Here is a 22,887-nt window from a genome sequence, read left to right on the forward strand (position 1 = left end):
GTTACTGCAGTGTCTCCTTGAGCGCCGGCGGCAGCGGCAACGAAAAGACCGGAATCCCCTCGTCGATCAGGTTCTGGGCCTGCTCGCGCGTGGTCTGGCCGCGAATGCCACGCTCTTCGATTTCGCCGTAGTGCATCTTGCGGGCTTCTTCCGCAAAGCGATCGCCAACGTCCTCGGTCTGTGCGATCACTTCGCGCATTGCGCGCAGCAGGCGACCTTCCGGTGATTCAGCGGCCGGCAATGCGGTCGTTTGTGATTCAGCCGGCGGCTTCGCGTTACCGAGGTTCAAGCGCGGAGCCGCCAACAGCTTGGTGATCGCCGTGTTGCCGCAAACGGGGCACTCGACAAGGCCGGCAGCGAGCTGCGTGTCAAATGCGTCCTGCGACGCGAACCACCCCTCGAAGCCGTGTCCGTGGGCGCATTGGAGGTTGAGAACCTTCATGGGCCGATTATCCGCTGCCGTCGACCGGGGCGAAGGTTTGCCAATCGAGCGTCCATGCGCCCGACAGCACGTTCTGCATCCACAGCGCGCAAGTTTGGGTCTTGGCGTCAGTGACCGTGCCGTCGCGGCACCATTCCACCAGTTCGTCGGGGGTGGCGGTGATCACGTCGAGAAATTCACCGTGATCGAGCTGCCTCGCTCCGAGAGAAAGGCCTCGGGCAAAGTAGATATGGATGATCTCGGTCGAATAGGCGACCGCCAAGTGCATGGCACCGGCTCGCGCCCATTCACTTGCGGTGTAGCCGGTTTCCTCCAGCAGTTCGCGCTGCCCGCAGAGCAACGGATCTTCGCCGGCATCGAGCTTGCCCGCGGGAAACTCGGTCATCACGTGACCAATGGGATAGCGATATTGGCGCTCGAGAACCACCTGTCCATCGTCCAGGAGGGGCACCACTACGACGGCACCCGGATGGACCACGTATTCGCGTGTCGCCGTGTGCCCATCGGGAAGTCGGACGGTGTCGCGCCTGGCGCGCAGGAAATTGCCTTGGAAAAGCAGTTCGCTCGCCGTGCAGTCTTCCCGGAGATGCGTGTCGACATCGACTGGGGTCGTCTTGGTCATGCGAGCTTCCTCACCGATGCTTCATCAGATAACGCCACGTGAAGCCCGGAAATGCCAGCACGATGAAGAGAGCGCCGGTGACGGCATAAAACTCCCACCCCTGCGGCGCAATCTGGCCCGCGCGACGTTCGAACAGCAGTCCGATCCCACCGGCGATGAAATAGAGCACCACCAGTTCGGTCAATCTGACCGCCAGCGACTTCGCTCGCCCGGTCAGCGGCACCAACCCCATCACGCGCTCAGTCAGGAACGGGAGGTTGGCCGCCAGCAGCGCGACCAGCAAGACCACCCAGACCGATGCGCTTTGCGACACAGGGCTCGATCAGGTCGCCAGGGTGGCCACGATCGCCCGCGCGCACAGGGTCATGAGACCGCCTGGCAAGATCCCGAGAACCAGAATCAAAGCGCCGTTGATTGTCAGCACAGTACGGACATCGTGCGGTGCCGAAACCGTGGTCGCGGTCAGAGGCGCGTCGAAATACATCACCTTGACCACGCGCAGATAGTAGAACGCACCAATCAGCGACATCACCACCGCGAACACAGCGAGACCGATGTACATTGCCTGGCCCGAAGCGATCAGCGCCTGCAACACGGCCAGCTTCGCGTAAAAGCCCACCAGTGGAGGCACGCCTGCCAGGGAGAACATCGCGATGGCCATCACGGCCGCGTACAGCGGGCTGCGCTGATTCAAGCCCGCCAAATCCGTGATCTCTTCGCTCTCGAAGCCCTCGCGCGCCAGGAGCAGGATGATGCCGAAGCTCGCCAGCGTCGTGAGCACATAGGTCACCATGTAGAACATCGACGCGCTGTACGCGAACTGCGCGTTGTACGTATTGCCGTTGACGACGCCCGCCACCAGGCCGAGCAGCATGAAGCCCATTTGCGCGATGGTCGAGTACGCGAGCATCCGCTTGAGATTGGTCTGCGCGATGGCCGCGAGATTGCCAATCAGCAGCGAAGCGATCGCCAGCAATGCCAGCATCTGCTGCCAATCGAACGCGAGCGGAAGCAAGCCTTCCACCAGCAAACGAATGATGATCGCAAACGCTGCAAGCTCGGGCGCGGCGCCGATCAACAGCGTGACGGATGTGGGCGCGCCCTGGTAGACGTCCGGCACCCACATGTGGAACGGCGCCGCACCGACCTTGAACGCAAGACCGGCCACAATGAACACCAGGCCGAACACCAGCACCTGGTGGTTGACTTTGCGGCTCGCGATGGCCTTGAACACCTCGTTGATGTCAAGCGATCCGGTCGCGCCGTACATCATCGACAGGCCGTAGAGCAGGAAACCGCTGGCCATTGCGCCGAGGACGAAATACTTCATGGCCGCTTCGCTCGCCACCGCGTTATCGCGGCGCAGGGCAACCAGTGCATAGCTCGACAGCGTCAGCAGTTCAAGGCCGAGATAGAGCAGCAGGAAGTTGCTGCCCGAGATCATCACGAACATGCCGAGCAAGGCGAACATGCTGATCGTGAACAACTCTCCGCCGCGGAGCATGCCGCGATCGGCTGAATATGGCCGGCCATAGACCAGCGTGACCATCAACGCCAGGGTGGAGAAACACTTGAGCCAGTTGCCCATCGGATCGCTCACGACCATGCCACCGAAGCCGTAGATGGTCTTGCCTTCTGCGGCGTTGAATCCGGTGAGCACGGCGATCACTGCCAGCGTGAGCAGGGTCAAGATGTAGGTTGCGGTACGACGGGGGCTGGTGGTGGACAGATCCAGCAGCGCGATGACGCACGCCATGATCAGCAGCACCACCTCGGGGTAGATCGTCATCCAGCTGAGTTTGTCAATCATCTCGTTCTCTCGTTCAGCGTGGATTTAAGGCAGCTTGGAAATGGCCACGTGGCGCAGCAGTTCGGTCACCGACGAATTCATGACATCGGTGAAAGGCTTGGGATAGAGACCCATCCACAGCACTGCGATCGCGAGCAGCGCCAGCATGAGAAATTCTCGCGCGCTGATATCGCTCAGTTCCTTGACATGGTCGTTGCCCGGAGCGCCCAGGTAGACGCGCTTGTACATCCAGAGCGTATAGGCCGCACCGAAGATCAGCGCCGTGGCCGCGCCCAGCCCGAGCCAGAAGTTCGCCTTGACGGCACCGAGGATCACCATCCATTCGCCGACGAAACCGGCAGTGCCCGGAAGGCCGCAGTTGGCCATCGCGAACAGCAGTACGAAGGCCGCGAACTTGGGCATCGTGTTGACGACACCGCCGTAGTCGGCAATCTGGCGCGAATGAACACGGTCATAGAGCACCCCGATGCAAAGGAACATGGCGCCCGAAACGAAGCCGTGCGCAATCATCTGCACGATGCCGCCGGCCACGCCGATCTCGTTGAAGATGAAGAAACCCAGCGTCACGAAGCCCATGTGGGCCACCGATGAGTACGCCACCAACTTCTTCATGTCCTGCTGAACCAGCGCAACCAGGCCAACGTAGATCACGGCGATCAGCGACAGCGCGATCATGAACCAGGCCCATTCGTGCGAAGCGTCTGGCGCAATCGGCATCGAGAAACGCAGGAAGCCGTAAGCACCGAGCTTCAGCATGATCGCCGCCAGCACCGCGGAGCCGCCTGTGGGTGCCTCGACGTGCACGTCCGGCAACCACGTGTGGACCGGCCACATCGGCACCTTGACCGCAAAGGCCGCAAAGAACGCGAAGAACAGGAAGGTCTGCGCGCTGGCACCCAGTGGCAGCTTGTGCCAGGTCAGGATGTCGAAGCTCCCGCCCGAGGTGTTGTACAGGTAAATCAGCGCGACCAGCATCAATAGCGAGCCGAGCAGCGTGTAGATGAAGAACTTGAAGGCCGCGTAGATCTTGTTGGGGCCGCCCCAGATGCCGATGATCAGGTACATCGGGATCAGCGTGGCCTCGAAGAAGACGTAGAACAGAATTCCGTCGAGTGCGGCAAAGGTGCCGATCATGAAGCCCGACAGGATCAGGAACGCACCCATGTATTGGTTCACGCGTTCGGTGATCACTTCCCACGCCGAGATCACCACGATCACCGTGATGAACGCCGTCAACAGCACCAACCAGAACGAGATGCCATCGAGTCCCACGTGGTAGCTGATGTTGAAGCGCTCGATCCAGCTCGTCTTCTCGACGAACTGCATCTCCGCGGTTCCGATCTTGAAATGCGTATAGAGGGGTAGCGTGACAAGGAAGCTCGCAACCGAACCGACGAGCGCAATCCAACGCACGACAGTCGCCTGACTGTCCCGACCAAACGCCAGCAGCACCACACCGAAGGCAATCGGCATCCAGATGGCAAGGCTCAACAGACCCATTTTTGTTTTTCTCCAGCGAGAGCCGCTTACCGTTTGAACCAGACGAAATACGACATGAGGACGAAGACGCCCAGCAGCATTCCGAACGCGTAGTGATAGATGTAGCCCGACTGCAGCCAGCGCACGGCGCCGGCAACGCGGCCGACTACCTTCCAGGAACCATTGACGATGGCGCCGTCGATGAGTCCCTCGTCACCGCCCTTCCACAGGCCGACACCCAATGCGCGCGTTGCACGGGCAATGACGTTCTCGTTGAACCAGTCCATGTAGTACTTGTTCTCGAGCAGACGGTAGATCGGACCGAAGGCGCGCTTGATGGCCCCAGGCACCGCCGGATTGACGAGGTACAGGTACCAGGCTGTCACGACGCCGGCGAGCGCCAGCCAGAACGGCGCGGCGGTGAGACCGTGCAGGGCCATGGTCATCGGGCCGTGGAACGCCTCGGCCAATTCCTTCATCGCCTCGTGCTTGCCTTCGTCGACGAAGATTGCACCCTTGAAGAGATCACCGAAGAGCAAGGGATCGATGGTCATGTAGCCGATGACGACCGATGGAATGGCCAGAAGCACCAGAGGTACCCACACCACCCACGGCGACTCGTGTGGCTCGTGGTGGTCGTCATGATGGCCATGACCGTCGTCAGCTCCGTGGTGATGCGCGTCGGGATTCTGGTCGTAGCGTTCCTTGCCGTGGAAGACCATGAAGTACATCCGAAACGAATACAGGGCCGTGACGAACACGCTGGACAGCACCGCGATATACGCAAAGCCCGAACCCCAGAGATGGCTCTCGTGCACCGCTTCGATGATGCTGTCCTTGGAGTAGAAGCCCGAGAACCATGGCGTGCCGATCAACGCGAGTGAGCCCACCAGAGACGTGATCCAGGTGATCGGCATGTACTTGCGCACGCCCCCCATCCAACGCATGTCCTGATTGTGGTGCAGGCCGATGATGACCGAGCCGGCGCCGAGAAACAGCAGCGCCTTGAAGAACGCGTGCGTCATCAAGTGGAAGATGGCGACCGAGTACGCCGATGCGCCGAGTGCCACCGTCATGTAGCCGAGTTGCGAGAGCGTGGAGTAGGCGACCACGCGCTTGATGTCATTCTGAATGACCCCCAGGAAGCCCATGAACAGCGCGGTAATCCCACCGATCACGAGCACGAAGCTCAGGGCGGTGTCGCTCAGCTCGAACAGTGGCGACATGCGCGCCACCATGAAGATACCGGCCGTCACCATGGTCGCCGCGTGGATCAGCGCGGAGATCGGTGTCGGACCTTCCATCGAATCCGGCAGCCAGACGTGCAGAGGAAACTGCGCACTCTTGCCCATCGCGCCGATGAACAGGCAGATGCAGATCACCGTGATCAGCATCCAGTCGGTGCCGGGGAAGGTGATCTTGGCCAACTGGTCTGCTTGCGCGAAAGCGTCGCCGTAGTTCAGCGAACCGGCATATGCCGCGATCAGCCCGATGCCAAGAATGAAGCCGAAGTCACCAACCCGGTTGACCAGAAAGGCCTTCAAGTTGGCGAAGATGGCCGTCGGCCTGTTGAACCAGAAGCCGATCAGCAGATATGACACGAGGCCCACTGCCTCCCAACCGAAGAACAGCTGGAGCATGTTGTTGCTCATCACGAGCATCAACATCGAGAACGTGAAAAGCGAAATGTAGGCGAAGAAACGGTTGTAGCCGTCATCGTCCTGCATGTACCCGATGGTGTAGATGTGCACCATCAGCGACACGAAGGTCACGACGCACATCATGATCGCTGTGAGGCCATCGACGAGGAAGCCGATTTCCATCTTCAGCCCGCCAACCGTCATCCATTCGTAGATCGTCGCGTTGAAATGCGCACCGTCGGACACCACGCTGTTCAGCGTCATGGCCGAAATGATGAAGGAGACCAGTACACCAAAAATCGTCAACGAATGGGTGACGCGGCGACCGATGTGATTGCCACCGAATTTCGTACCGAACAGGCCCGCCACGACGGCGCCAACCAGGGGAGCCAGTGGAACGGCAAGGAGAGTGGATGCAGAAAGTGTTGCGCTCATGAGAAGACCCTTAACCCTTGAGCGCGTTGAGTTCGTCGACGTTGATGTTCGACTTGTTGCGGAACAGGAGAACCAGCAGCGCGAGCCCGATTGCCGACTCGGCCGCGGCAACCGTCAGGATGAAGAACACGAAGATCTGGCCGTGCATGTCGCCGAGGAAATACGAGAAGGCGACGAAGTTCACATTGACGGCAAGGAGCATCAACTCGATGCACATCAACAGAACGATGAGGTTCTTCCGGTTCAGGAAGATGCCGATCACGGAAAGCGCGAAGAGCATCGCGCCCAGCGAGAGGAAATGTCCGAGCGTGAGCGTCATGCCTTGGTCTCCGCCGCAGCCGAGGGTTCCTCGGCAACGGGTTGCGCCGCGCGAGTGACCGGCATCTGGACGATGCGGACACGATCGCGCGCCTTCACCCGGACCTGGTCGGCCGGATTCACATACTTGCTGTCCTTGCGGGCTCGCAGCGTGAGCGCGATGGCCGCAACGATCGCGACCAGCAGGATCACTGCCGCGATCTCCAGCGGATAGAGATAGTCGGTATAGAGAAGCTTGCCGAGTTCGAGCGTGTTGGACGTGTCGGGCCCGGTTGCCATCGGGTTCTTCGGTGCACTCAGGCGGAAGCCGCCCATCAGGACCGCTGCCATCTCGAGCGCGATGAGCGCACCGACGCCTGCAGCGAGCGGGAAGTGCTTCCAGAAGCCCTCGCGGAGACTGTCGACGTTGATGTCCAGCATCATGACCACGAACAGGAACAGCACCATCACCGCCCCCACGTAGACAAGCACGAGCGTGATCGCCAGGAACTCGGCGCGCAGCAGCAGCCAGATCGCAGATGCTTGGAAGAAGGCCAGCACCAGGTAGAGCGCGGCATACACGGGGTTGCGCGCGGTAATGACGCGGAACGATGCAAAAAGCAGCACCGCGGCAAACAGATAGAACAGACCGGTCTTGGCGTCCATGGATGGAATTCGTTGCGAGGTTCGGGCCAGACCGCTTCAGCGGTACTTGGCGTCAGCTGCCTTGTTGGCAGCAATTTCTTTTTCGTAGCGGTCACCCACGGCCAGCAGCATGTCCTTGGTGAAGTACAGGTCTCCGCGCTTTTCGCCGTGATATTCGAAGATATGGGTCTCGACGATCGAGTCGACCGGGCAGCTTTCTTCGCAGAAGCCGCAGAAGATGCATTTGGTCAGGTCGATGTCATAGCGCGTGGTGCGGCGGGATCCGTCGTCGCGCACTTCGGATTCGATGGTGATGGCCAGCGCGGGACAAACAGCTTCGCAGAGCTTGCAGGCAATGCAACGCTCTTCGCCGTTTTCATAGCGGCGAAGCGCATGCAAACCGCGGAAACGCGGCGACAGCGGCGTCTTTTCCTCCGGGAACTGCACGGTGATCTTCCGGCTAAAGGCGTACTTGCCAGTGATGGCCAGGCCCTTGAACAACTCGAACAGCATGAAGCTGCGCAGGAAGTCCTTGAGCGAAAACGGCTGGGCCGCATTCGATGATGAGCGCGCAAGCGCGCTGGTGGTTTGCGCAGACATGGCGATTACTTCCAGATGTTGAACGGGGTCTGCATCCACGCGCCGACCACCACCAGCCACACCAGAGTGACCGGAATGAAGATCTTCCAACCGAGCCGCATGATCTGGTCATAGCGGAAGCGTGGGAAGGTCGAACGAACCCACAGGAACATGGTGACCACGCAGAAGGTCTTGATGCCCAGCCAGATCCAGCCCGGAATGAACGACAGGAAGTCGAACGGAGGCAACCAGCCGCCAAGGAACAGGACCGCGCACAGGATCGAGACGAGCCACATGTTGGCGTACTCGGCCAGGAAGAACATCGCGAAGCTCATGCCCGAGTACTCGATCATGTGGCCGGCAACGATTTCGGACTCACCTTCGACGACGTCAAACGGGTGGCGATTGGTTTCGGCCAGTCCCGAAATGAAGTACACGACAAAGATCGGCAGCAAGGAAAGCCAGTTCCATGACAGGAAGCCGATGCCCATCGAGGCGAAATGCCCCCTGCCCTGCCCCATCACGATATCGGTCATGTTGAGACTTGCCGACACCATGAGCACCACGACGAAGCAGAAGCCCATCGCGATTTCATAGCTGACCATTTGCGCGGACGCACGCAGCGCACCCAGGAAGGCGTATTTCGAGTTCGATGCCCAACCGGCAATGATCACGCCATAGACCTCCAGCGAGGTGATGGCCATGACGAACAGCAGTCCGGCATTGATGTTCGCGAGAGCGACTTCGGGTCCGAAGGGGATGACCGCCCAGGCGGCCAGCGCCGGCATGATGGTCATGATCGGACCCAGCAGAAACAGGCCCTTGTTCGCGACCGTCGGGAGAATGATCTCCTTCGTCAGCAGCTTGAGTGCGTCGGCAATCGGCTGCAGCAGGCCCAGCGGGCCAATGCGGTTCGGGCCGATGCGGATTTGCGTGAAGCCGATGGCCTTCCGCTCCCATAGCGTCAGATAGGCAACCGCCCCCATCAGCGGCAGCACGACCACGACGATCTTGAGGAGGGTCCAGATGACCGGCCAGGCAAAGGCCGTCCACCACCCGGCAGACACCAGTCCGAGACCGAAACCGTGCAACGCATCGATCATGCGAGCACCTCCTCAGCGGTCGACGCCCGCGCAAGTCGCGCATCGGCCGTGAGTTGCAGTGATGGCGCGCGGCGAACGATGGAGTCGAGCTGATAGATGCTTGCAACCACGGGAGCCGCTTCCGCCGCACCACCCCTGGCGACAGGCGCGGAGGTTGCGTTGCTCAGCTTGTCAGTGAGCGTTTGACCCGGCAGCCCGGCATCCGCCAGCACTTCGCTCGTCGATTCGAATGCAAAACCCGAAAGGCCCAGCAGATTCGCCAGCACGCGCAACACTTTCCAGGCCGGCCGCGCTTCGCCCAACGGCTTCACCACAGCGTGGAAACTCTGAACGCGGCCTTCGGCATTGACGAAGGTACCTGGCGTTTCGGTGAAAGGCGCGATCGGCAACAACACGTCGCTGAATTCGAGATTGGCCTTGAAGGGGCTCAGCGTCACGACCATCTGCGCGTGCGCAAGACCCTCGTCGGCAGCGGTACCTGCGGCCGAGTCGAACACGGGTTCGGTGTTGAGCAGCAAAGCGGCCTTGAGTCCACCGGCCAGCATCTGACCTGCGTTCAAACCGCCTGCCTTGGGCATTGCCCCGACGACTTGAGCACCGACCGTGTTGGCAGCCTCGGTCAGGAAACCGACGCTTGCGCCCGTCTGCGAACCAATCCAGTTCGCCAGTCCGAGCAGCGTGCTTGCCTGCGCATGGTGCGCAGCTGCATTGCCGAGCAGAATGGCTTTGCGCTCCCCGCCCAGCAGCGACGCAGCGATCGATTTGGCAGCGTCGCTTGCTGCACCGTTCGTGCCGGCCGGCGCAGTTGCGCCCGTGCTTTCGGCAACGGCTGCAGCAATCTCGGCCAGGGCGTCCACCCAAGCGCTGGGGGCAACGCGAATGACGTTCGCGACAGGCATGGCCCATGCATCGGCATCGGCAAGCAGTTCAGGCGATGTGACCGCGCTGAGCACACCACCTTTGCGCACCGACTGGCGGATGCGTTGTGCAAACAGAGGATGATCCTTGCGCAAGTTGGAACCGATCACGAGCGCGCGCTGCAGCAGCGACAACGATGCGATCGAGGTTCCGAGCCAACGTACACCTTCGAACGCCGTGAATTCCGCATTGCGCAGACGGTAGTCGATGTTGTCGCTGCCCAGGCCGTGCGTCAGCAGCTTCGCCAGATGCATCTCTTCAAGCGTGCTGTGCGGGCTGACAAGCGTTCCGATGCTCTGCGCACCGTGGTCGGCCTTGATCTGCTTGAGTCCGTTGGCAACGTATTCCAGCGCCGTCTGCCAGTCGACTTGCTGCCACTGGCCGCCCTGCTTGAGCATGGGCTGCGTGAGCCGTTCGGAACCGTTCAGCGCTTCATACGAGAACCGGTCGCGATCCGCGATCCAGCATTCGTTGACTTCTTCGTTTTCGAGCGGCACAACGCGCATCACGCGGTTGTTCTTGACCTGGACGATCAGGTTGGCGCCAGTCGAATCATGCGGGCTCACCGATTTACGGCGCGACAACTCCCACGTGCGGGCGCTGTACCGGAAAGGCTTGCTCGTGAGCGCGCCGACCGGGCAGATGTCGATCATGTTCCCCGACAACTCGGAATCCACCGAGTCGCCGAGGAACGTTTCGATCTCCGAATGTTCGCCGCGGTTCGACATGCCGAGCTCCATCACGCCAGCCACTTCCTGGCCGAAACGGACGCAGCGCGTGCAGTGGATGCACCGGCTCATCTCTTCCATGCTGATGAGCGGACCGACATCCTTGTGGAACACAACCCGCTTTTCTTCTTCGTAGCGCGACGAGGAACCACCGTAGCCCACGGCCAGATCCTGGAGCTGGCATTCGCCGCCCTGATCGCAGATCGGGCAATCCAGCGGATGGTTGATGAGGAGGAACTCCATCACCGACTGCTGGGCCTTGATGGCCTTCTCGCTCTTGGTGCGGACGATCATGCCCTGCGTCACCGGCGTGGCGCAGGCTGGCATCGGCTTCGGCGCCTTTTCGACGTCGACCAGACACATTCGGCAGTTGGCCGCGATGCTCAGCTTCTTGTGATAGCAGAAGTGCGGGATGTAGGTGCCCGCCTTGTCGGCCGCATGCATGACCATGCTGCCTTCGGTCACTTCGACCTTCTTGCCGTCGAGTTCGATTTCAACCATATGTGTTGCGTTCTTCTTGCGCTCAGGCCTTGACGGGCGCCTTCGGGACGTAACCCGAAATCAGGGCTTCGAACTCATGGCGGAAGTGCTTGATCATGGCCCGGACGGGCATCGCAGCGGCATCGCCCAGCGCGCAAATCGTGCGGCCCTGGATGTTGTCAGCGACGGAATTCAGCAGATCCATGTCCGAGGCCTTGCCTTGGCCATTGTGAATCCGGTCCACGACGCGCCAGAGCCAGCCGGTGCCTTCTCGGCACGGCGTGCATTGACCGCAGGACTCGTGCATGTAGAAGTACGACAGACGTTTGAGCGACTCGACCATCGAGCGGCTGTCGTCCATCACGATGACAGCACCAGAGCCCAGCATCGAGCCGGCCTTGGCGATGGAGTCGTAGTCCATCGTGCACTCCATCATGATCGAAGCCGGCAAAACCGGAGCGGACGAACCGCCTGGAATCACCGCTTTGAGCTGCCGACCCTTGCGCACACCGCCCGCCAATTCGAGCAGTTTCGAGAACGGCGTACCCATCGGCACTTCATAGTTGCCAGGCAGTTCGACGTCGCCGCTGACCGAGTAGATCTTGGTGCCGCCATTGTTGGGCTTGCCGCATTCGAGGTACGCAGTTCCACCGTTGTTGATGATCCAGGGCACCGCCGCGAAGGTCTCGGTGTTGTTGATCGTGGTCGGCTTGCCGTAGAGGCCGAAACTCGCAGGGAACGGAGGCTTGAAACGCGGCTGCCCCTTCTTGCCTTCGAGCGACTCGAGGAGCGCGGTTTCCTCACCGCAGATATAGGCGCCGAAACCGTGCGCAGCATGGAGCTGGAAGTTGTAGCCGCTGCCCATGATGCCGTCGCCCAGATAGCCGGCGGCACGCGCTTCCTCGAGGGCTTCCTCGAAGCGGTCGTAAGTTCGGAAAATCTCGCCGTGGATGTAGTTGTAGCCCACGCTGATGCCCATGGCGTAAGCCGCAATGGCCATGCCTTCGATCACGATGTGCGGGTTGAACTGCAGGATGTCCCGGTCCTTGCACGTGCCCGGTTCACCCTCGTCTGAATTGCACACGAGGTATTTCTGACCCGGGAACTGACGGGGCATGAAGCTCCACTTGAGGCCGGTCGGAAAGCCCGCGCCTCCGCGACCACGCAGACCCGAGGCCTTGACCTCGGCGATCACCTGGTCGGGCGTCATGCCTTCGCTCAAGATCTTGCGCAGCGCCTTGTAGCCACCACGCGCCTCGTAGTCGGCAAGCCGCCAGTTGGTGCCGTTCAGGCCCGCATAGATCTGTGGCTCGATGTGGCGGTCGTGAAAGCAGGTCTGGATGCCCGTCGCCTGAAACTGCGACAGCACTTGTTGGGGCGACATCATTGCGTTCCCTTCGTGGTGGAGCTGCGCAAGCCGTCGATCAGCTGATCCAGCTTCTCGTTGCTCATGAAGCTGCACATCGTGCGATCGTTGACCAGCATCACCGGCGAATCTGCGCAAGCCCCCAGGCATTCGCTTTGCTGCAGCGTGAACATCCCGTCCGGCGTGGTCTCGCCCATTTGGATGCCAAGCTTCTTCTCGAGATGCGCAAGCGCCACCGCACCGTCGCGGAGCTGGCACGGAAGGTTGGTGCAGACATTCAACTTGAACTTGCCCACCGGCCGCTGGTTGTACATGTTGTAGAACGTGGTCACCTCGTGCACGGCGATGGGCGCCATGCCGAGATATGCAGCGATCTCACGTTCGCGCGCTTCGCTGATGAAGCCCTCGTCCTGCTGAACGATCGCGAGACAAGCCATGACTGCAGACTGCTTGCCGGCCGGCGGGTACTTGGCAACCTCGCGCGCAAATTGCTCCAGCGTCGCAGCCGGCAGCGGTGCATCGTTGCTGTGGGTGGTGTCGGAAGTCATGAATTCACTCACCTGTCAATCTCGCCGAACACGATGTCCATCGTGCCGATCACGGCGACCGCGTCGGCGATCATGTGGCCGCGCGACATCTCGTCGAGCGCTGCGAGATGCGGGAAACCTGGCGCACGGATCTTGAGGCGATAGGGCTTGTTCGCGCCATCACTCACGAGATAGATGCCGAACTCGCCCTTGGGGTGTTCGACGGCTGCGTATGCCTCTCCCTCGGGCACATGAAAGCCTTCGGTGAAGAGCTTGAAATGGTGGATCAACTCCTCCATGTTCGACTTCATCGATTCGCGGGAGGGTGCCGCAACCTTGTGGTTGTCCGTGATCACAGGGCCTGGGTTCACACGAAGCCACGCGGAGCACTGCTGAATGATCCGATTGGCCTGGCGCATCTCCTCGACCCGAACCAGATAGCGGTCATAGCAGTCGCCGGTCTTGCCGACCGGAACGTCGAAATCCACCCGGTCATACACGTCGTAAGGCTGCTTCTTGCGCAGATCCCATTCGATGCCGGAGCCGCGCAGCATCGGGCCCGTGAAGCCGAGGTTCAGCGCCCGCTCGGGCGAGACCACGCCGATTCCGACCGTACGCTGCTTCCAGATTCGGTTGTCGGTGAGCAACGTCTCGTACTCGTCGACCATCTTGGGGAAACGCTTGCAGAAGTCGTCGACAAAATCCAGCAAAGAGCCGCGGCGGTTCTCGTTGAGTCGCTCGATCGCCTTCGCATTCTTGATCTTGCTCGCCTTGTATTGCGGCATCACATCCGGCAGATCGCGATAGACGCCGCCCGGACGGAAGTAAGCCGCGTGCATGCGCGCACCCGACACGGCCTCATACAAGTCGAACAGGTCTTCGCGTTCGCGGAAGCAGTAGATGAGCATGTTCATCGCACCGCAGTCGAGACCATGCGCACCCAGCCACAGCAGATGGTTCAGCAAACGCGTGATCTCGGCGAACATCACGCGGATGTATTGCGCACGGATAGGCACCTCGAGCCCCATAAGGCGCTCGATCGCGAGACAGTAGGCATGCTCGTTGCTCATCATCGACACGTAGTCGAGACGATCCATGTAAGGCAACGACTGAATGAATGTGCGCGACTCGGCCAGCTTTTCAGTGGCGCGATGAAGAAGCCCGATATGTGGATCGGCGCGCTGAATGACCTCGCCATCCAGCTCGAGCACGAGGCGCAGCACGCCGTGCGCTGCAGGGTGCTGGGGCCCGAAGTTGAGCGTGTAGTTCTTGATTTCGGCCATCAGTGCAATCCGCCGTAGTTGTCTTCGCGAATGACTCTGGGCGTGATCTCGCGCGGCTCGATCGAAACCGGCTGATAGATCACGCGCTTCTGTTCCGCGTCGTAACGCATCTCGACGTGACCGGAAACCGGGAAATCCTTGCGGAACGGATGTCCGATGAAACCGTAATCAGTCAGGATGCGGCGCAGGTCGTCATGGCCTTCAAAGACGATCCCGTAGAGATCGAAGGCCTCGCGCTCGAACCAGCCCGCTGCATTCCAGACGCTCGTCAGCGAATCGACAACTGGCAAGTCCTCGTTCGGCACGAACACCTTGAGGCGGACACGCTGATTGAGGCTGACCGAAAGCAGATGAGACACGACGCAGAACCGCTCGCCCTCCCATTCGCCCTCGCGGTAGCCCGAATAGTCCATGCCGCAAAGATCAATGAGTTGCTCGAATCGACAACCCGGCGCATCACGGAGCAAGGCCGCAACCGCCAGGTAGTCTGCAGCACCCACGACCACCGTTACCTCGCCGAGCGCGAGCGTGACGCTCTTCGCCCTGGAGCCAAGGGTTTCGGAAATCTGGATCTGGAGCGCCTCGGGAGAAATGGCAAAGTCAGTCATCGTCTCTCGCATCAGGCGCGCGCGATCGTATTGGTACGGCGAATCTTTTGCTGGAGTTGAATCACTCCATACAAGAGAGCCTCCGCAGTCGGCGGACAACCGGGAACATAGACGTCGACCGGCACAATGCGGTCACATCCACGCACGACCGAATAGCTGTAGTGGTAATAGCCACCGCCATTGGCGCACGACCCCATCGAGAGAACCCAGCGCGGCTCGGGCATCTGGTCGTAGACCTTGCGCAGCGCGGGCGCCATCTTGTTGCACAGCGTTCCAGCCACGATCATCAGGTCGGACTGGCGCGGACTGGGGCGGAACAACATGCCAAAACGGTCGATGTCGTAGCGGGCAGCACCCGCATGCATCATCTCCACCGCACAGCAGGCCAGACCGAAGGTCATGGGCCACAGTGATCCGGTCTTGGCCCAGTTCACCACCGAATCGTAGGTCGTGGTGACGAAGCCTTCCTTCATGACGCCTTCAATGGCCATTTTGGGGATTCCTTGTCATTCCCAGTCGAGCGCACCCTTTTTCCACTCGTAGGCAAAACCCACGACGAGGATGGCGAGAAAAATCATCATCGCCCAGAATCCGACAGCGCCAATCTCCTTGAGCGCGATTGCCCAAGGAAAGAGAAAAGCGATTTCGAGATCAAAAAGGATGAAGAGGATGGCGACGAGGTAGTACCGAACGTCGAACTTCATCCGGGCATCTTCGAAAGCTTCGAAGCCGCATTCGTAAGGGGAATTCTTTTGAGCGTCCGGCCGATTGGGCCCGAGGATGTAGCCCAGAACCTGCGGCGCGACGCCGACACCGACACCGACCAGGATGAACAACAGGACGGGAAGGTAGGAATCGAGGTTCATCAGGGGGCTCTATCACCGCTTGCCACTGGCAAGGAGCATGATCCTTGCCAGTGAGATTTGGTGCGGTCGGCGAGACTCGAACTCGCACAGCTTTCGCCACTACCCCCTCAAGATAGCGTGTCTACCAATTTCACCACGACCGCGGTTTTTGTCTGTCCGGATGGCATGAGGAACCCAAGAGGGCTTTGGCTTTCCCGGAACAGCTTTAGAGTTTACCCTGAAAAACTACCGTTTTCACTCGACAACTGAGAGATCGCAACAGGTTTATTTGTTCGGGATCTGGCCGGCGCCCGAGGCAGGCGCAGCGGGTGCCGTACTTGGTGCGCTCGTGGCTGGTGCAGCAGGCGCGCTGCTGGACGGAATCTCGGCTGGCGAGCCCGGAGCAGCAGGCGTCGGAGCTGGCGTGGGCGCGGGTACACCGACCGCGGCCCGCTCGAGCAGACTGCCTCCACCGACGGGTCGCGAGTGACCGAAATAGGCAAGCAGCAACGTGCAAGCAAAGAACACGACAGCCAGCACCGCAGTGGTTCGCGACAGGAAGTTCGCGCTCCCACTGGCACCGAACAGGCTGCCGGCACTTCCGCTACCGAAGGCCGCGCCCATATCGGCGCCCTTGCCGTGCTGAACCAGGATAAGGCCGATCATGGCCAGCGCGGTAAGCATCTGCACACCTACCAGGATATTGAGGACCACATTCATTCGTTCTAACTCCTAAATTGTTTGGCGGCCGCGTCGCATCACGCGGCGGCAATGATCTGCAGAAAATCGGGGGCTTTGAGCGAAGCGGCGCCAACCAGTCCGCCATCGATGTCAGGCTGCGCGAGCAATTCGGCCGCGTTGGCGGCGTTCATGCTTCCGCCGTAAAGAATCCGGATGCCGCTCGCGTGTTCGCTCGCGGCATGGTGAAGCTGCGCACGCAGCACCGCATGCACTGCCTGCGCCTGCTCCGGCGTGGCGGTCTTTCCGGTACCGATGGCCCAGACGGGCTCGTAGGCCACAACAATCTCGCTGATGCAATGGCCATTGACATGGATCACGGCCGCGAGCTGACGCTTGACGACCTCTTCGGTCTGTCCCGCCTCCCGCTGTGCAAGCGTTTCACCGACACAGACGATGGGCGTGATGCCGTTGCCCAGTGCCACAGACGTCTTTGCTGCAACCAGTTCGTCCGTTTCGCCGTGGTATTGACGACGCTCCGAATGGCCGACGATGACGTAACGCACGCCGAAATCTTTCAGCATCGCAGCCGATTGTTCGCCCGTAAAGGCTCCCTGGGGCTGGGCCGATACGTCCTGCGCACCGAGCGCAATCGACGAACCGGCGACAAGCGACTGAACCTGCGCGAGATACGGCGCAGGAACGCATACCGCAATGTCACATGCCGGCGCACTGACACCCTGCCGCAATGCCTTCACCAGCGCCTCGTTGGCGGCGAGGCTGCCGTTCATCTTCCAGTTGCCCGCGATCAGCTTTTTCTTTTTCATTTCTCTCTTGCTCACCAGGTCAGCACGATCTTGCCGATGTGCTGGTTGGATTCCATCAGGGCATGGGCCTGCGCGGCGCCGCTCGGTTCACCGCCCGCAGCAAAACTGCTGTGGATGACCGGATTGACTGCCCCGCTCTCAAGCAACGGCCAGACCTTCTCGCGCAATGCCTTGGCGATCGCGCCCTTGAACGCGACCGGCCGCGGACGCAGCGTGGATCCGGTGATGGTGAGCCGCCTGCGCAGGACGAGACCCGCGTTGAACTCGCTCTTGATGCCACCCTGCACCGCGATGATCACTAGCCGGCCGTCTTCAGCAAGGCATTCGATCTCCCGCGTCACGTAGCTGCCCGCCACCATGTCGAGAACCACGTCGACACCCTTGCCGCCGGTGAGGCGCTTGACCTCCTCGACGAAATCGGCGGTCTTGTAATTGATCGCGTGGTCGGCGCCGAGCTTTCTGCAGGCCCCGCATTTTTCGTCGCTGCCCGCAGTCACGATCACCGTGGCTCCCAGCGCCTTGCCGAGTTGGATCGCCGTGACGCCGATGCCGCTCGAACCGCCTTGAATCAGAAGGGTTTCACCCTTCTGCAGACGGCCGCGCTCGAACACGTTGCTCCAGACGGTGAAGAAAGTCTCGGGCAGCGTGGCAGCCTCGACGTCGCTCCAGCCCTTGGGCACCGGAAGGCATTGCGCCACGGGCGCCACGCACAGTTCCGCATAGCCGCCGCCGGCGATCAGCGCACAGACGTGATCCCCGATCTTGAAGCCAGCGTCAGCCAGCGCCTTTTCGTCGCCCGACACGATCTCGCCCGCGACCTCGAGGCCGGGCAGGTCCGACGCGCCCGGGGGCACCGGATAGTGGCCCATGCGCTGGAGCACATCGGGGCGATTCACGCCGCTAGCGGCCACGCGAATCAGTAGCTCACCTTCGCCCGCAACGGGCGCCGGACGCTCGACCACGCGAAGCACCTCGGGGGTGCCGAACGATGAGATCTCAATGGCTTTCATGATCTTTCCGACTGGAGTGCGCGCCGACAGGCAGGCATCGCTCGATCCGGAAGCACGACGGCGGCTTGCGCTGCCATCGCACCTCGTCAGGGCTGGTGGTCGCCGCGATTGGACTCTTGAAGCGGCAGCTGTTCAGCCAATTGCTCAGCCTGCTCGCCGCCACGTTCGTTGTTCTCGAAGCGCGGCGCACGATCGCCACGCGGCGGACGATCGCCACGGTCCGAACGCTCGCGACGATCGCCACGGTCTTCACGCGGGGGACGCTCGGTGAATTCCATGCCGGCCGGACGCTCGGTCAGCGCCTTCATCGACAGCTTGACGCGACCCTTTTCGTCGGTCTCGAGGACCTTGACCTTCACGATCTGGCCTTCGCTCAAGTAGTCGGTCACCTTCTCGACGCGCTCGTGCGCAATCTGGCTGATGTGCAGCAGGCCGTCCTTGCCGGGCAGCAGGTTGATCAGCGCGCCGAAATCGAGGATCTTGGTGACCGGGCCTTCGTAGACCTTGCCGATTTCGACTTCCGCAGTGATCTGCTCGATGCGCTTCTTGGCCTCTTCGGCCTTGGCCGGATCGGTCGAGGCAATGGTGATGGTGCCGTCTTCGTCGATGTTGATCTGCGTGCCGGTTTCTTCGGTCAGCGCACGGATCACGGAACCACCTTTGCCGATCACGTCGCGGATCTTCTCCGGGTTGATCTTCATCGTGAACAGGCGCGGCGCGAAGCTGGAGACTTCAGCCTTCGCCTCGCCCATCGCTTCCTGCATCTTGCCGAGGATGTGCATGCGGGCTTCCTTGGCCTGTGCCAGTGCCACCTGCATGATTTCCTTGGTGATGCCCTGGATCTTGATGTCCATCTGCAGCGCGGTGATGCCGTTGGTCGTGCCGGCCACCTTGAAGTCCATGTCGCCCAGATGATCTTCATCGCCCAGGATGTCGGTCAGCACGGCGAAGCGGTTGTCTTCCTTGATCAGGCCCATGGCAATACCGGCGACGTGCGCCTTCATGGGCACGCCGGCGTCCATCATCGAGAGGCAGCCGCCGCAGACCGATGCCATCGACGAAGAACCGTTGGACTCGGTGATTTCGGAAACGACGCGGATCGTGTAGGGGAACTCTTCCTTGCTCGGCAGGCAGGCGACGAGTGCGCGCTTGGCGAGGCGCCCATGTCCGATTTCGCGGCGTTTGGTGGAGCCCATGCGGCCCACTTCGCCGGTCGCGAAGGGAGGCATGTTGTAGTGGAACAGGAAGCGGTCTTCGTATTCGCCGGCCAGCGCGTCGATGCGTTGCGCATCGCGTTCGGTGCCGAGCGTGGTCACGACTAGCGCCTGGGTTTCACCGCGCGTGAACAGTGCCGAACCATGGGTACGCGGCAGCACGCTGTTGCGGATTTCGATCGGGCGCACGGTGCGCGTGTCGCGACCATCGATGCGGGGTTCGCCGGCCAGGATCTGGCCGCGCACGATCTTCGATTCAATGGCGAACAGGAGGTCGTTGACCTTGCCGGCATCGAAAGGCTCGCCGCTTTCCTTGAGCGCTTCCATCACGCTCGCGTTGGCTTCGCGCAGCGCCTGGGTGCGGGCTTGCTTGCTGCGGATCTGGTAGACAGCGCGCAGCTTTTCTTCGGCCAGGCCCTTGACCTTGGCGACGAAGGCTTCGTCTTCTGCGGGCGGTTGCCAGTCCCAAACGGGCTTGCCGGCGTCGCGCACGAGTTCATGGATGGCGTTGATCGCGATGTTGGCCTGTTCATGACCGAACACCACGCCGCCGAGCATGATTTCTTCGCTCAACTGCAGGGCTTCGGATTCGACCATCAGCACGGCCGCCTCGGTACCAGCGACGACCAAGTCCATCTGCGAATCCTTGCGCGCGGTCTGGCCGGGGTTCAGCACGTACTGGCCATTGATGTAGCCGACGCGCGCGGCGCCGATCGGGCCGCTGAAGGGAATGCCGGAGACCGACAGTGCGGCACTCGTAGCGATCATGGCGGCGATGTCGGCGTCGACTTCAGGGTTGAGCGACAGCGTGTGGATGACCACGTGAACTTCGTTCAGGAAACCTTCGGGGAACAGCGGGCGGATCGGACGATCGATCAGGCGCGACGTGAGCGTTTCGTGCTCGCTGGGCTTGGCTTCGCGCTTGAAGAAGCTGCCGGGGATCTTGCCGGCGGCATAGGTCTTCTCGATGTAGTCGACGGTCAGGGGGAAGAAGTCCTGGCCGGGCTTGGCCGACTTGGACGCAACCACGGTCGCCAGCACGACCGTGCCGTCGATGTCCACGGTGACGGCACCGGTGGCCTGACGGGCGATTTCGCCGGTTTCCATGACGACGGTCTTGCCGCCCCACTGGAAGGACTTGGTGACTTTGTTGAAGAGGCTCATCTTTAGCTCCTGTTTTTATCGGCGGGTCGACGCGTGGTGGTCACGAGTCCCCGCAGGGACGGAGCGCTTTTCAGAACACGATGCCATTCCAGAGAAGTTCGGCGGAACTTCGTTGGAATGACACAGCTTCGCTCTGTTCGGCACTCCAGAAACGATTCGCGAAGTAAAAAACGCCTGAGCTAGCGGACTAACCCAGGCGTTCTTGCATGCGATTCGGTTTTACTTGCGCAGACCCAGCTTGGCGATCAGCGCGGTGTAACGGTCGGCGTCTTTGGACTTCAGGTAGTCCAACAGCTTGCGGCGGCGGCTCACCATGCGCAGCAGGCCGCGACGACCGTGGTGGTCCTTGGCGTGCGTCTTGAAGTGCGGGGTGAGTTCGTTGATGCGGGCGGTCAGCAGTGCGACTTGCACTTCGGGGCTGCCGGTGTCGTTGGCGGCGCGGGCGTTGTCCTTGACAACTTCGGCCTTGATGGAGGCTGCGATCATTTGGTTTTCCTGTTCCGGGATGTTTGACTTGCGGTGAGCGCTGGAACTGCACACACCGTGCGCCTTGCGGTATGCAAAGCCTTGGGATTATAGCTCGCCCCCAGGTTGCCCGCACTTCGTGTCGGGCGCCCACCCCCTGCCGGGGGCAACACCAGCGGCCCGGCTAAGCCGGATCCGCGGTGTTTCACGACTTTCGTTCGGCCCCCAGCCAGCGTTTGAGGCGGTTTACCCCTTCGACCAGGCGTTCTTTGTCCTTGGAGGCGAAGCACCAGCGGAGCCAGCCCTGGGCCTCGGGGGCGAAGGCGTTGCCGGGGGCAAGGCCCAGTCCGGCCTCGGCGACGAGGCGTTTGGCGACTTCCAGCGAATCGTCGAAACCTTCGAGCTTGAAGAAGGCATACATGCCGCCACGGGCGGGTGCCACCTGCAGGCCGGGGACGGCGGCGAGCAACGGCACCAGCGTGTCTCGACAGGATTTCAGGTGCGCAACGATTCGCGGGGTGATTTCCTCGGAGTGCGCCAGGGCCGCGACGCCGGCGCGCTGCGTGAACACGCTCGCGCACGAAGTGTTGAATTCGATCAGCTTGCCCATGCCATCCATCAGAGCCGGCGGCAATACCAGCCAGCCGAGCCGCCAGCCGGTCATCAGGAAGCTCTTGGAGAAGCTGTGAGCGACAACGAGGCGGTCGTCCGGCGCAGCCACGTCGAGAAAGCTCGGCGCGCACCGATTCGGGGTTTCGTCGTAGTAAAGACGCTCGTAGACCTCGTCGGAAAGGATCCAGGTTCCGGTCGACCGGCAGTGGTCGAGGATTGCCTGTTGCTCCGCGCGCGTCAGCGTCCAGCCGGTAGGGTTGTTGGGCGCATTGACGATGAGCAGCTTGGTGGCCGGCGTGATCGCGGCGCGCAGCGCATCGAGGTCGAGGGTCCATTGCCCGGCCTTGGGCACGAGGGAAACGCGACGCACGCGTGCGCCGAGGATGGCCGGCTGCGCAGTGAGATTCGGCCATACGGGGGTGATGGCGACGACCTCGTCTCCTGCATCGACCAGCGCCTGCACGGCAAGCATCAACGCGTTGACGCCGCCCGAGGTGATCGCGATGCGGGACGACTCGATCTTCGGATGCAGACCGCTCATGTATCCGGCGACTGCCTCGCGCAGTTCAGGCAAACCCAGGTTGTGGGCGTAGAAGGTCTCGCCACGCTGCAGCGATTCGATGGCCGCCTGGCGAATCACGCCGGGCGTGACTTCGTCACTTTCGCCGAACCAGAACGCCAGGACGTCGCCGCGGCCCAGGCCGGCATTCGCGACTTCGCGGATCTTGGAGGCTTCGAGGTTGTGGATGGCTTGGCGCATCGATCTTGTTCCTTTGCAATTCAACTTCGCCACCGCTGGCGCTGGAGGTGAAACAGTAGCAGCTCATTCGGGAAACACCGCGGAACCGGCTTTGCCGGGCCGCTGGTGTTGCCCCCGGCAGGGGGTGGGCTTCAGGGGCGCTGCATCTTGCAGCTCGTGGGCATCTCTGCCTTGCTGGCTGGAATGGTCTTCACGACGCGGAAGCCGTAGCCGGAACCTTCCACGTCGAACTTGACGCCGGGCGCGCCTTGCCTGTCCATCACGCCGACCACCAGCGTCTGCTGGAACTGGTGGTCTTCAGCGCGCATGTGCCCGCTCTGGCCCGCGAGCGTGACATGGGCCTTTTCAAG

The 22,887-nt window shown here is 61.4% G+C and carries 23 protein-coding genes, 1 tRNA gene and 1 pseudogene; all 25 read right to left on the reverse strand.

The features are described from left to right. Nucleotide 1: 1 nt before the first annotated feature. Nucleotides 2-442, reverse strand: coding sequence for a DUF1178 family protein (locus AC1DN9_RS21325; RefSeq protein WP_478103517.1), 441 nt, complete (start codon nt 440-442; stop codon nt 2-4). Nucleotides 443-449: 7 nt separating this feature from the next. Beyond that, nucleotides 450-1,064 carry an NUDIX domain-containing protein gene (locus AC1DN9_RS21330; RefSeq protein ID WP_478103518.1) on the reverse strand — a complete coding sequence of 205 codons (615 nt, stop codon included), beginning with the start codon at nt 1,062-1,064 and terminating at the stop codon, nt 450-452. Between the two features lie 10 nt (nt 1,065-1,074). Next, complete coding sequence (locus AC1DN9_RS21335) at nt 1,075-1,377, reverse strand: DUF2818 family protein (protein WP_478103520.1); 303 nt, start codon at nt 1,375-1,377, stop codon at nt 1,075-1,077. 9 nt (nt 1,378-1,386) lie between these two features. After that, the gene (gene nuoN / locus AC1DN9_RS21340; protein WP_478103521.1) at nt 1,387-2,874 is read right to left on the reverse strand and encodes an NADH-quinone oxidoreductase subunit NuoN; all 1,488 of its coding nucleotides are present in this window, start codon (nt 2,872-2,874) and stop codon (nt 1,387-1,389) included. A 24-nt stretch (nt 2,875-2,898) separates the two neighbouring features. Further along, the gene (locus AC1DN9_RS21345; protein ID WP_478103523.1) at nt 2,899-4,374 is read right to left on the reverse strand and encodes an NADH-quinone oxidoreductase subunit M; all 1,476 of its coding nucleotides are present in this window, start codon (nt 4,372-4,374) and stop codon (nt 2,899-2,901) included. 26 nt (nt 4,375-4,400) lie between these two features. Further along, complete coding sequence (nuoL, locus tag AC1DN9_RS21350) at nt 4,401-6,428, reverse strand: NADH-quinone oxidoreductase subunit L (RefSeq protein ID WP_478103524.1); 2,028 nt, start codon at nt 6,426-6,428, stop codon at nt 4,401-4,403. A 10-nt stretch (nt 6,429-6,438) separates the two neighbouring features. Continuing rightward, a complete protein-coding gene (gene nuoK / locus AC1DN9_RS21355; protein WP_086922746.1) occupies nt 6,439-6,747 on the reverse strand; it encodes an NADH-quinone oxidoreductase subunit NuoK in 309 nt (102 codons plus the stop codon). Next, nucleotides 6,744-7,391 carry an NADH-quinone oxidoreductase subunit J gene (locus AC1DN9_RS21360; RefSeq protein WP_478103526.1) on the reverse strand — a complete coding sequence of 216 codons (648 nt, stop codon included), beginning with the start codon at nt 7,389-7,391 and terminating at the stop codon, nt 6,744-6,746. The genes nuoK and AC1DN9_RS21360 overlap by 4 nt, the downstream gene beginning before the upstream one ends. Nucleotides 7,392-7,427: 36 nt before the next feature. Continuing rightward, on the reverse strand, nt 7,428-7,970 hold the full coding sequence (gene nuoI / locus AC1DN9_RS21365; protein WP_478103547.1) for an NADH-quinone oxidoreductase subunit NuoI: 543 nt from the start codon (nt 7,968-7,970) through the stop codon (nt 7,428-7,430). A gap of 5 nt (nt 7,971-7,975) precedes the next feature. Further along, entirely contained in the window at nt 7,976-9,052 is a 1,077-nt protein-coding gene (gene nuoH / locus AC1DN9_RS21370) for an NADH-quinone oxidoreductase subunit NuoH (RefSeq protein WP_478103527.1), read from the reverse strand. Then, on the reverse strand, nt 9,049-11,199 hold the full coding sequence (gene nuoG / locus AC1DN9_RS21375) for an NADH-quinone oxidoreductase subunit NuoG (protein WP_478103528.1): 2,151 nt from the start codon (nt 11,197-11,199) through the stop codon (nt 9,049-9,051). The genes nuoH and nuoG overlap by 4 nt, the downstream gene beginning before the upstream one ends. A 22-nt stretch (nt 11,200-11,221) precedes the next feature. Then, nucleotides 11,222-12,562, reverse strand: coding sequence for an NADH-quinone oxidoreductase subunit NuoF (gene nuoF / locus AC1DN9_RS21380; RefSeq protein ID WP_478103530.1), 1,341 nt, complete (start codon nt 12,560-12,562; stop codon nt 11,222-11,224). Beyond that, entirely contained in the window at nt 12,562-13,092 is a 531-nt protein-coding gene (locus AC1DN9_RS21385) for an NADH-quinone oxidoreductase subunit NuoE family protein (protein ID WP_478103532.1), read from the reverse strand. Before AC1DN9_RS21385 ends, nuoF begins: the two co-directional genes overlap by 1 nt. An 8-nt stretch (nt 13,093-13,100) precedes the next feature. Then, nucleotides 13,101-14,354, reverse strand: coding sequence for an NADH-quinone oxidoreductase subunit D (locus tag AC1DN9_RS21390; protein WP_478103533.1), 1,254 nt, complete (start codon nt 14,352-14,354; stop codon nt 13,101-13,103). Further along, on the reverse strand, nt 14,354-14,962 hold the full coding sequence (locus AC1DN9_RS21395) for an NADH-quinone oxidoreductase subunit C (protein WP_478103534.1): 609 nt from the start codon (nt 14,960-14,962) through the stop codon (nt 14,354-14,356). Before AC1DN9_RS21395 ends, AC1DN9_RS21390 begins: the two co-directional genes overlap by 1 nt. An 11-nt stretch (nt 14,963-14,973) precedes the next feature. Then, a complete protein-coding gene (locus AC1DN9_RS21400) occupies nt 14,974-15,453 on the reverse strand; it encodes a NuoB/complex I 20 kDa subunit family protein (protein WP_012748606.1) in 480 nt (159 codons plus the stop codon). A gap of 15 nt (nt 15,454-15,468) precedes the next feature. After that, a complete protein-coding gene (locus AC1DN9_RS21405) occupies nt 15,469-15,828 on the reverse strand; it encodes an NADH-quinone oxidoreductase subunit A (RefSeq protein WP_478103536.1) in 360 nt (119 codons plus the stop codon). A 58-nt stretch (nt 15,829-15,886) separates the two neighbouring features. Continuing rightward, a tRNA-Leu gene (locus AC1DN9_RS21410) sits at nt 15,887-15,971 on the reverse strand. Between the two features lie 121 nt (nt 15,972-16,092). Beyond that, nucleotides 16,093-16,527 (reverse strand): preprotein translocase subunit SecG, encoded by a 435-nt coding sequence (gene secG / locus AC1DN9_RS21415; protein WP_478103537.1) that lies wholly within the window; start codon nt 16,525-16,527, stop codon nt 16,093-16,095. 38 nt (nt 16,528-16,565) lie between these two features. Next, complete coding sequence (tpiA, locus tag AC1DN9_RS21420; RefSeq protein WP_478103538.1) at nt 16,566-17,312, reverse strand: triose-phosphate isomerase; 747 nt, start codon at nt 17,310-17,312, stop codon at nt 16,566-16,568. Between the two features lie 11 nt (nt 17,313-17,323). Next, nucleotides 17,324-18,322, reverse strand: a complete 999-nt coding sequence (locus AC1DN9_RS21425; protein WP_478103540.1) for an NAD(P)H-quinone oxidoreductase — start codon at nt 18,320-18,322, stop codon at nt 17,324-17,326. An 86-nt stretch (nt 18,323-18,408) separates the two neighbouring features. After that, on the reverse strand, nt 18,409-20,700 hold the full coding sequence (gene pnp, locus AC1DN9_RS21430; protein WP_478103541.1) for a polyribonucleotide nucleotidyltransferase: 2,292 nt from the start codon (nt 20,698-20,700) through the stop codon (nt 18,409-18,411). Between the two features lie 219 nt (nt 20,701-20,919). Continuing rightward, nucleotides 20,920-21,186 carry a 30S ribosomal protein S15 gene (gene rpsO / locus AC1DN9_RS21435; RefSeq protein WP_007837783.1) on the reverse strand — a complete coding sequence of 89 codons (267 nt, stop codon included), beginning with the start codon at nt 21,184-21,186 and terminating at the stop codon, nt 20,920-20,922. Between the two features lie 184 nt (nt 21,187-21,370). After that, a complete protein-coding gene (locus tag AC1DN9_RS21440; protein WP_478103543.1) occupies nt 21,371-22,561 on the reverse strand; it encodes a pyridoxal phosphate-dependent aminotransferase in 1,191 nt (396 codons plus the stop codon). A 107-nt stretch (nt 22,562-22,668) separates the two neighbouring features. Next, a pseudogene (locus AC1DN9_RS21445) lies at nt 22,669-22,887 on the reverse strand (branched-chain amino acid ABC transporter substrate-binding protein); the annotation flags it as partial.

It is taken from the genome of Variovorax sp. 05L425, from assembly GCF_056397705.1.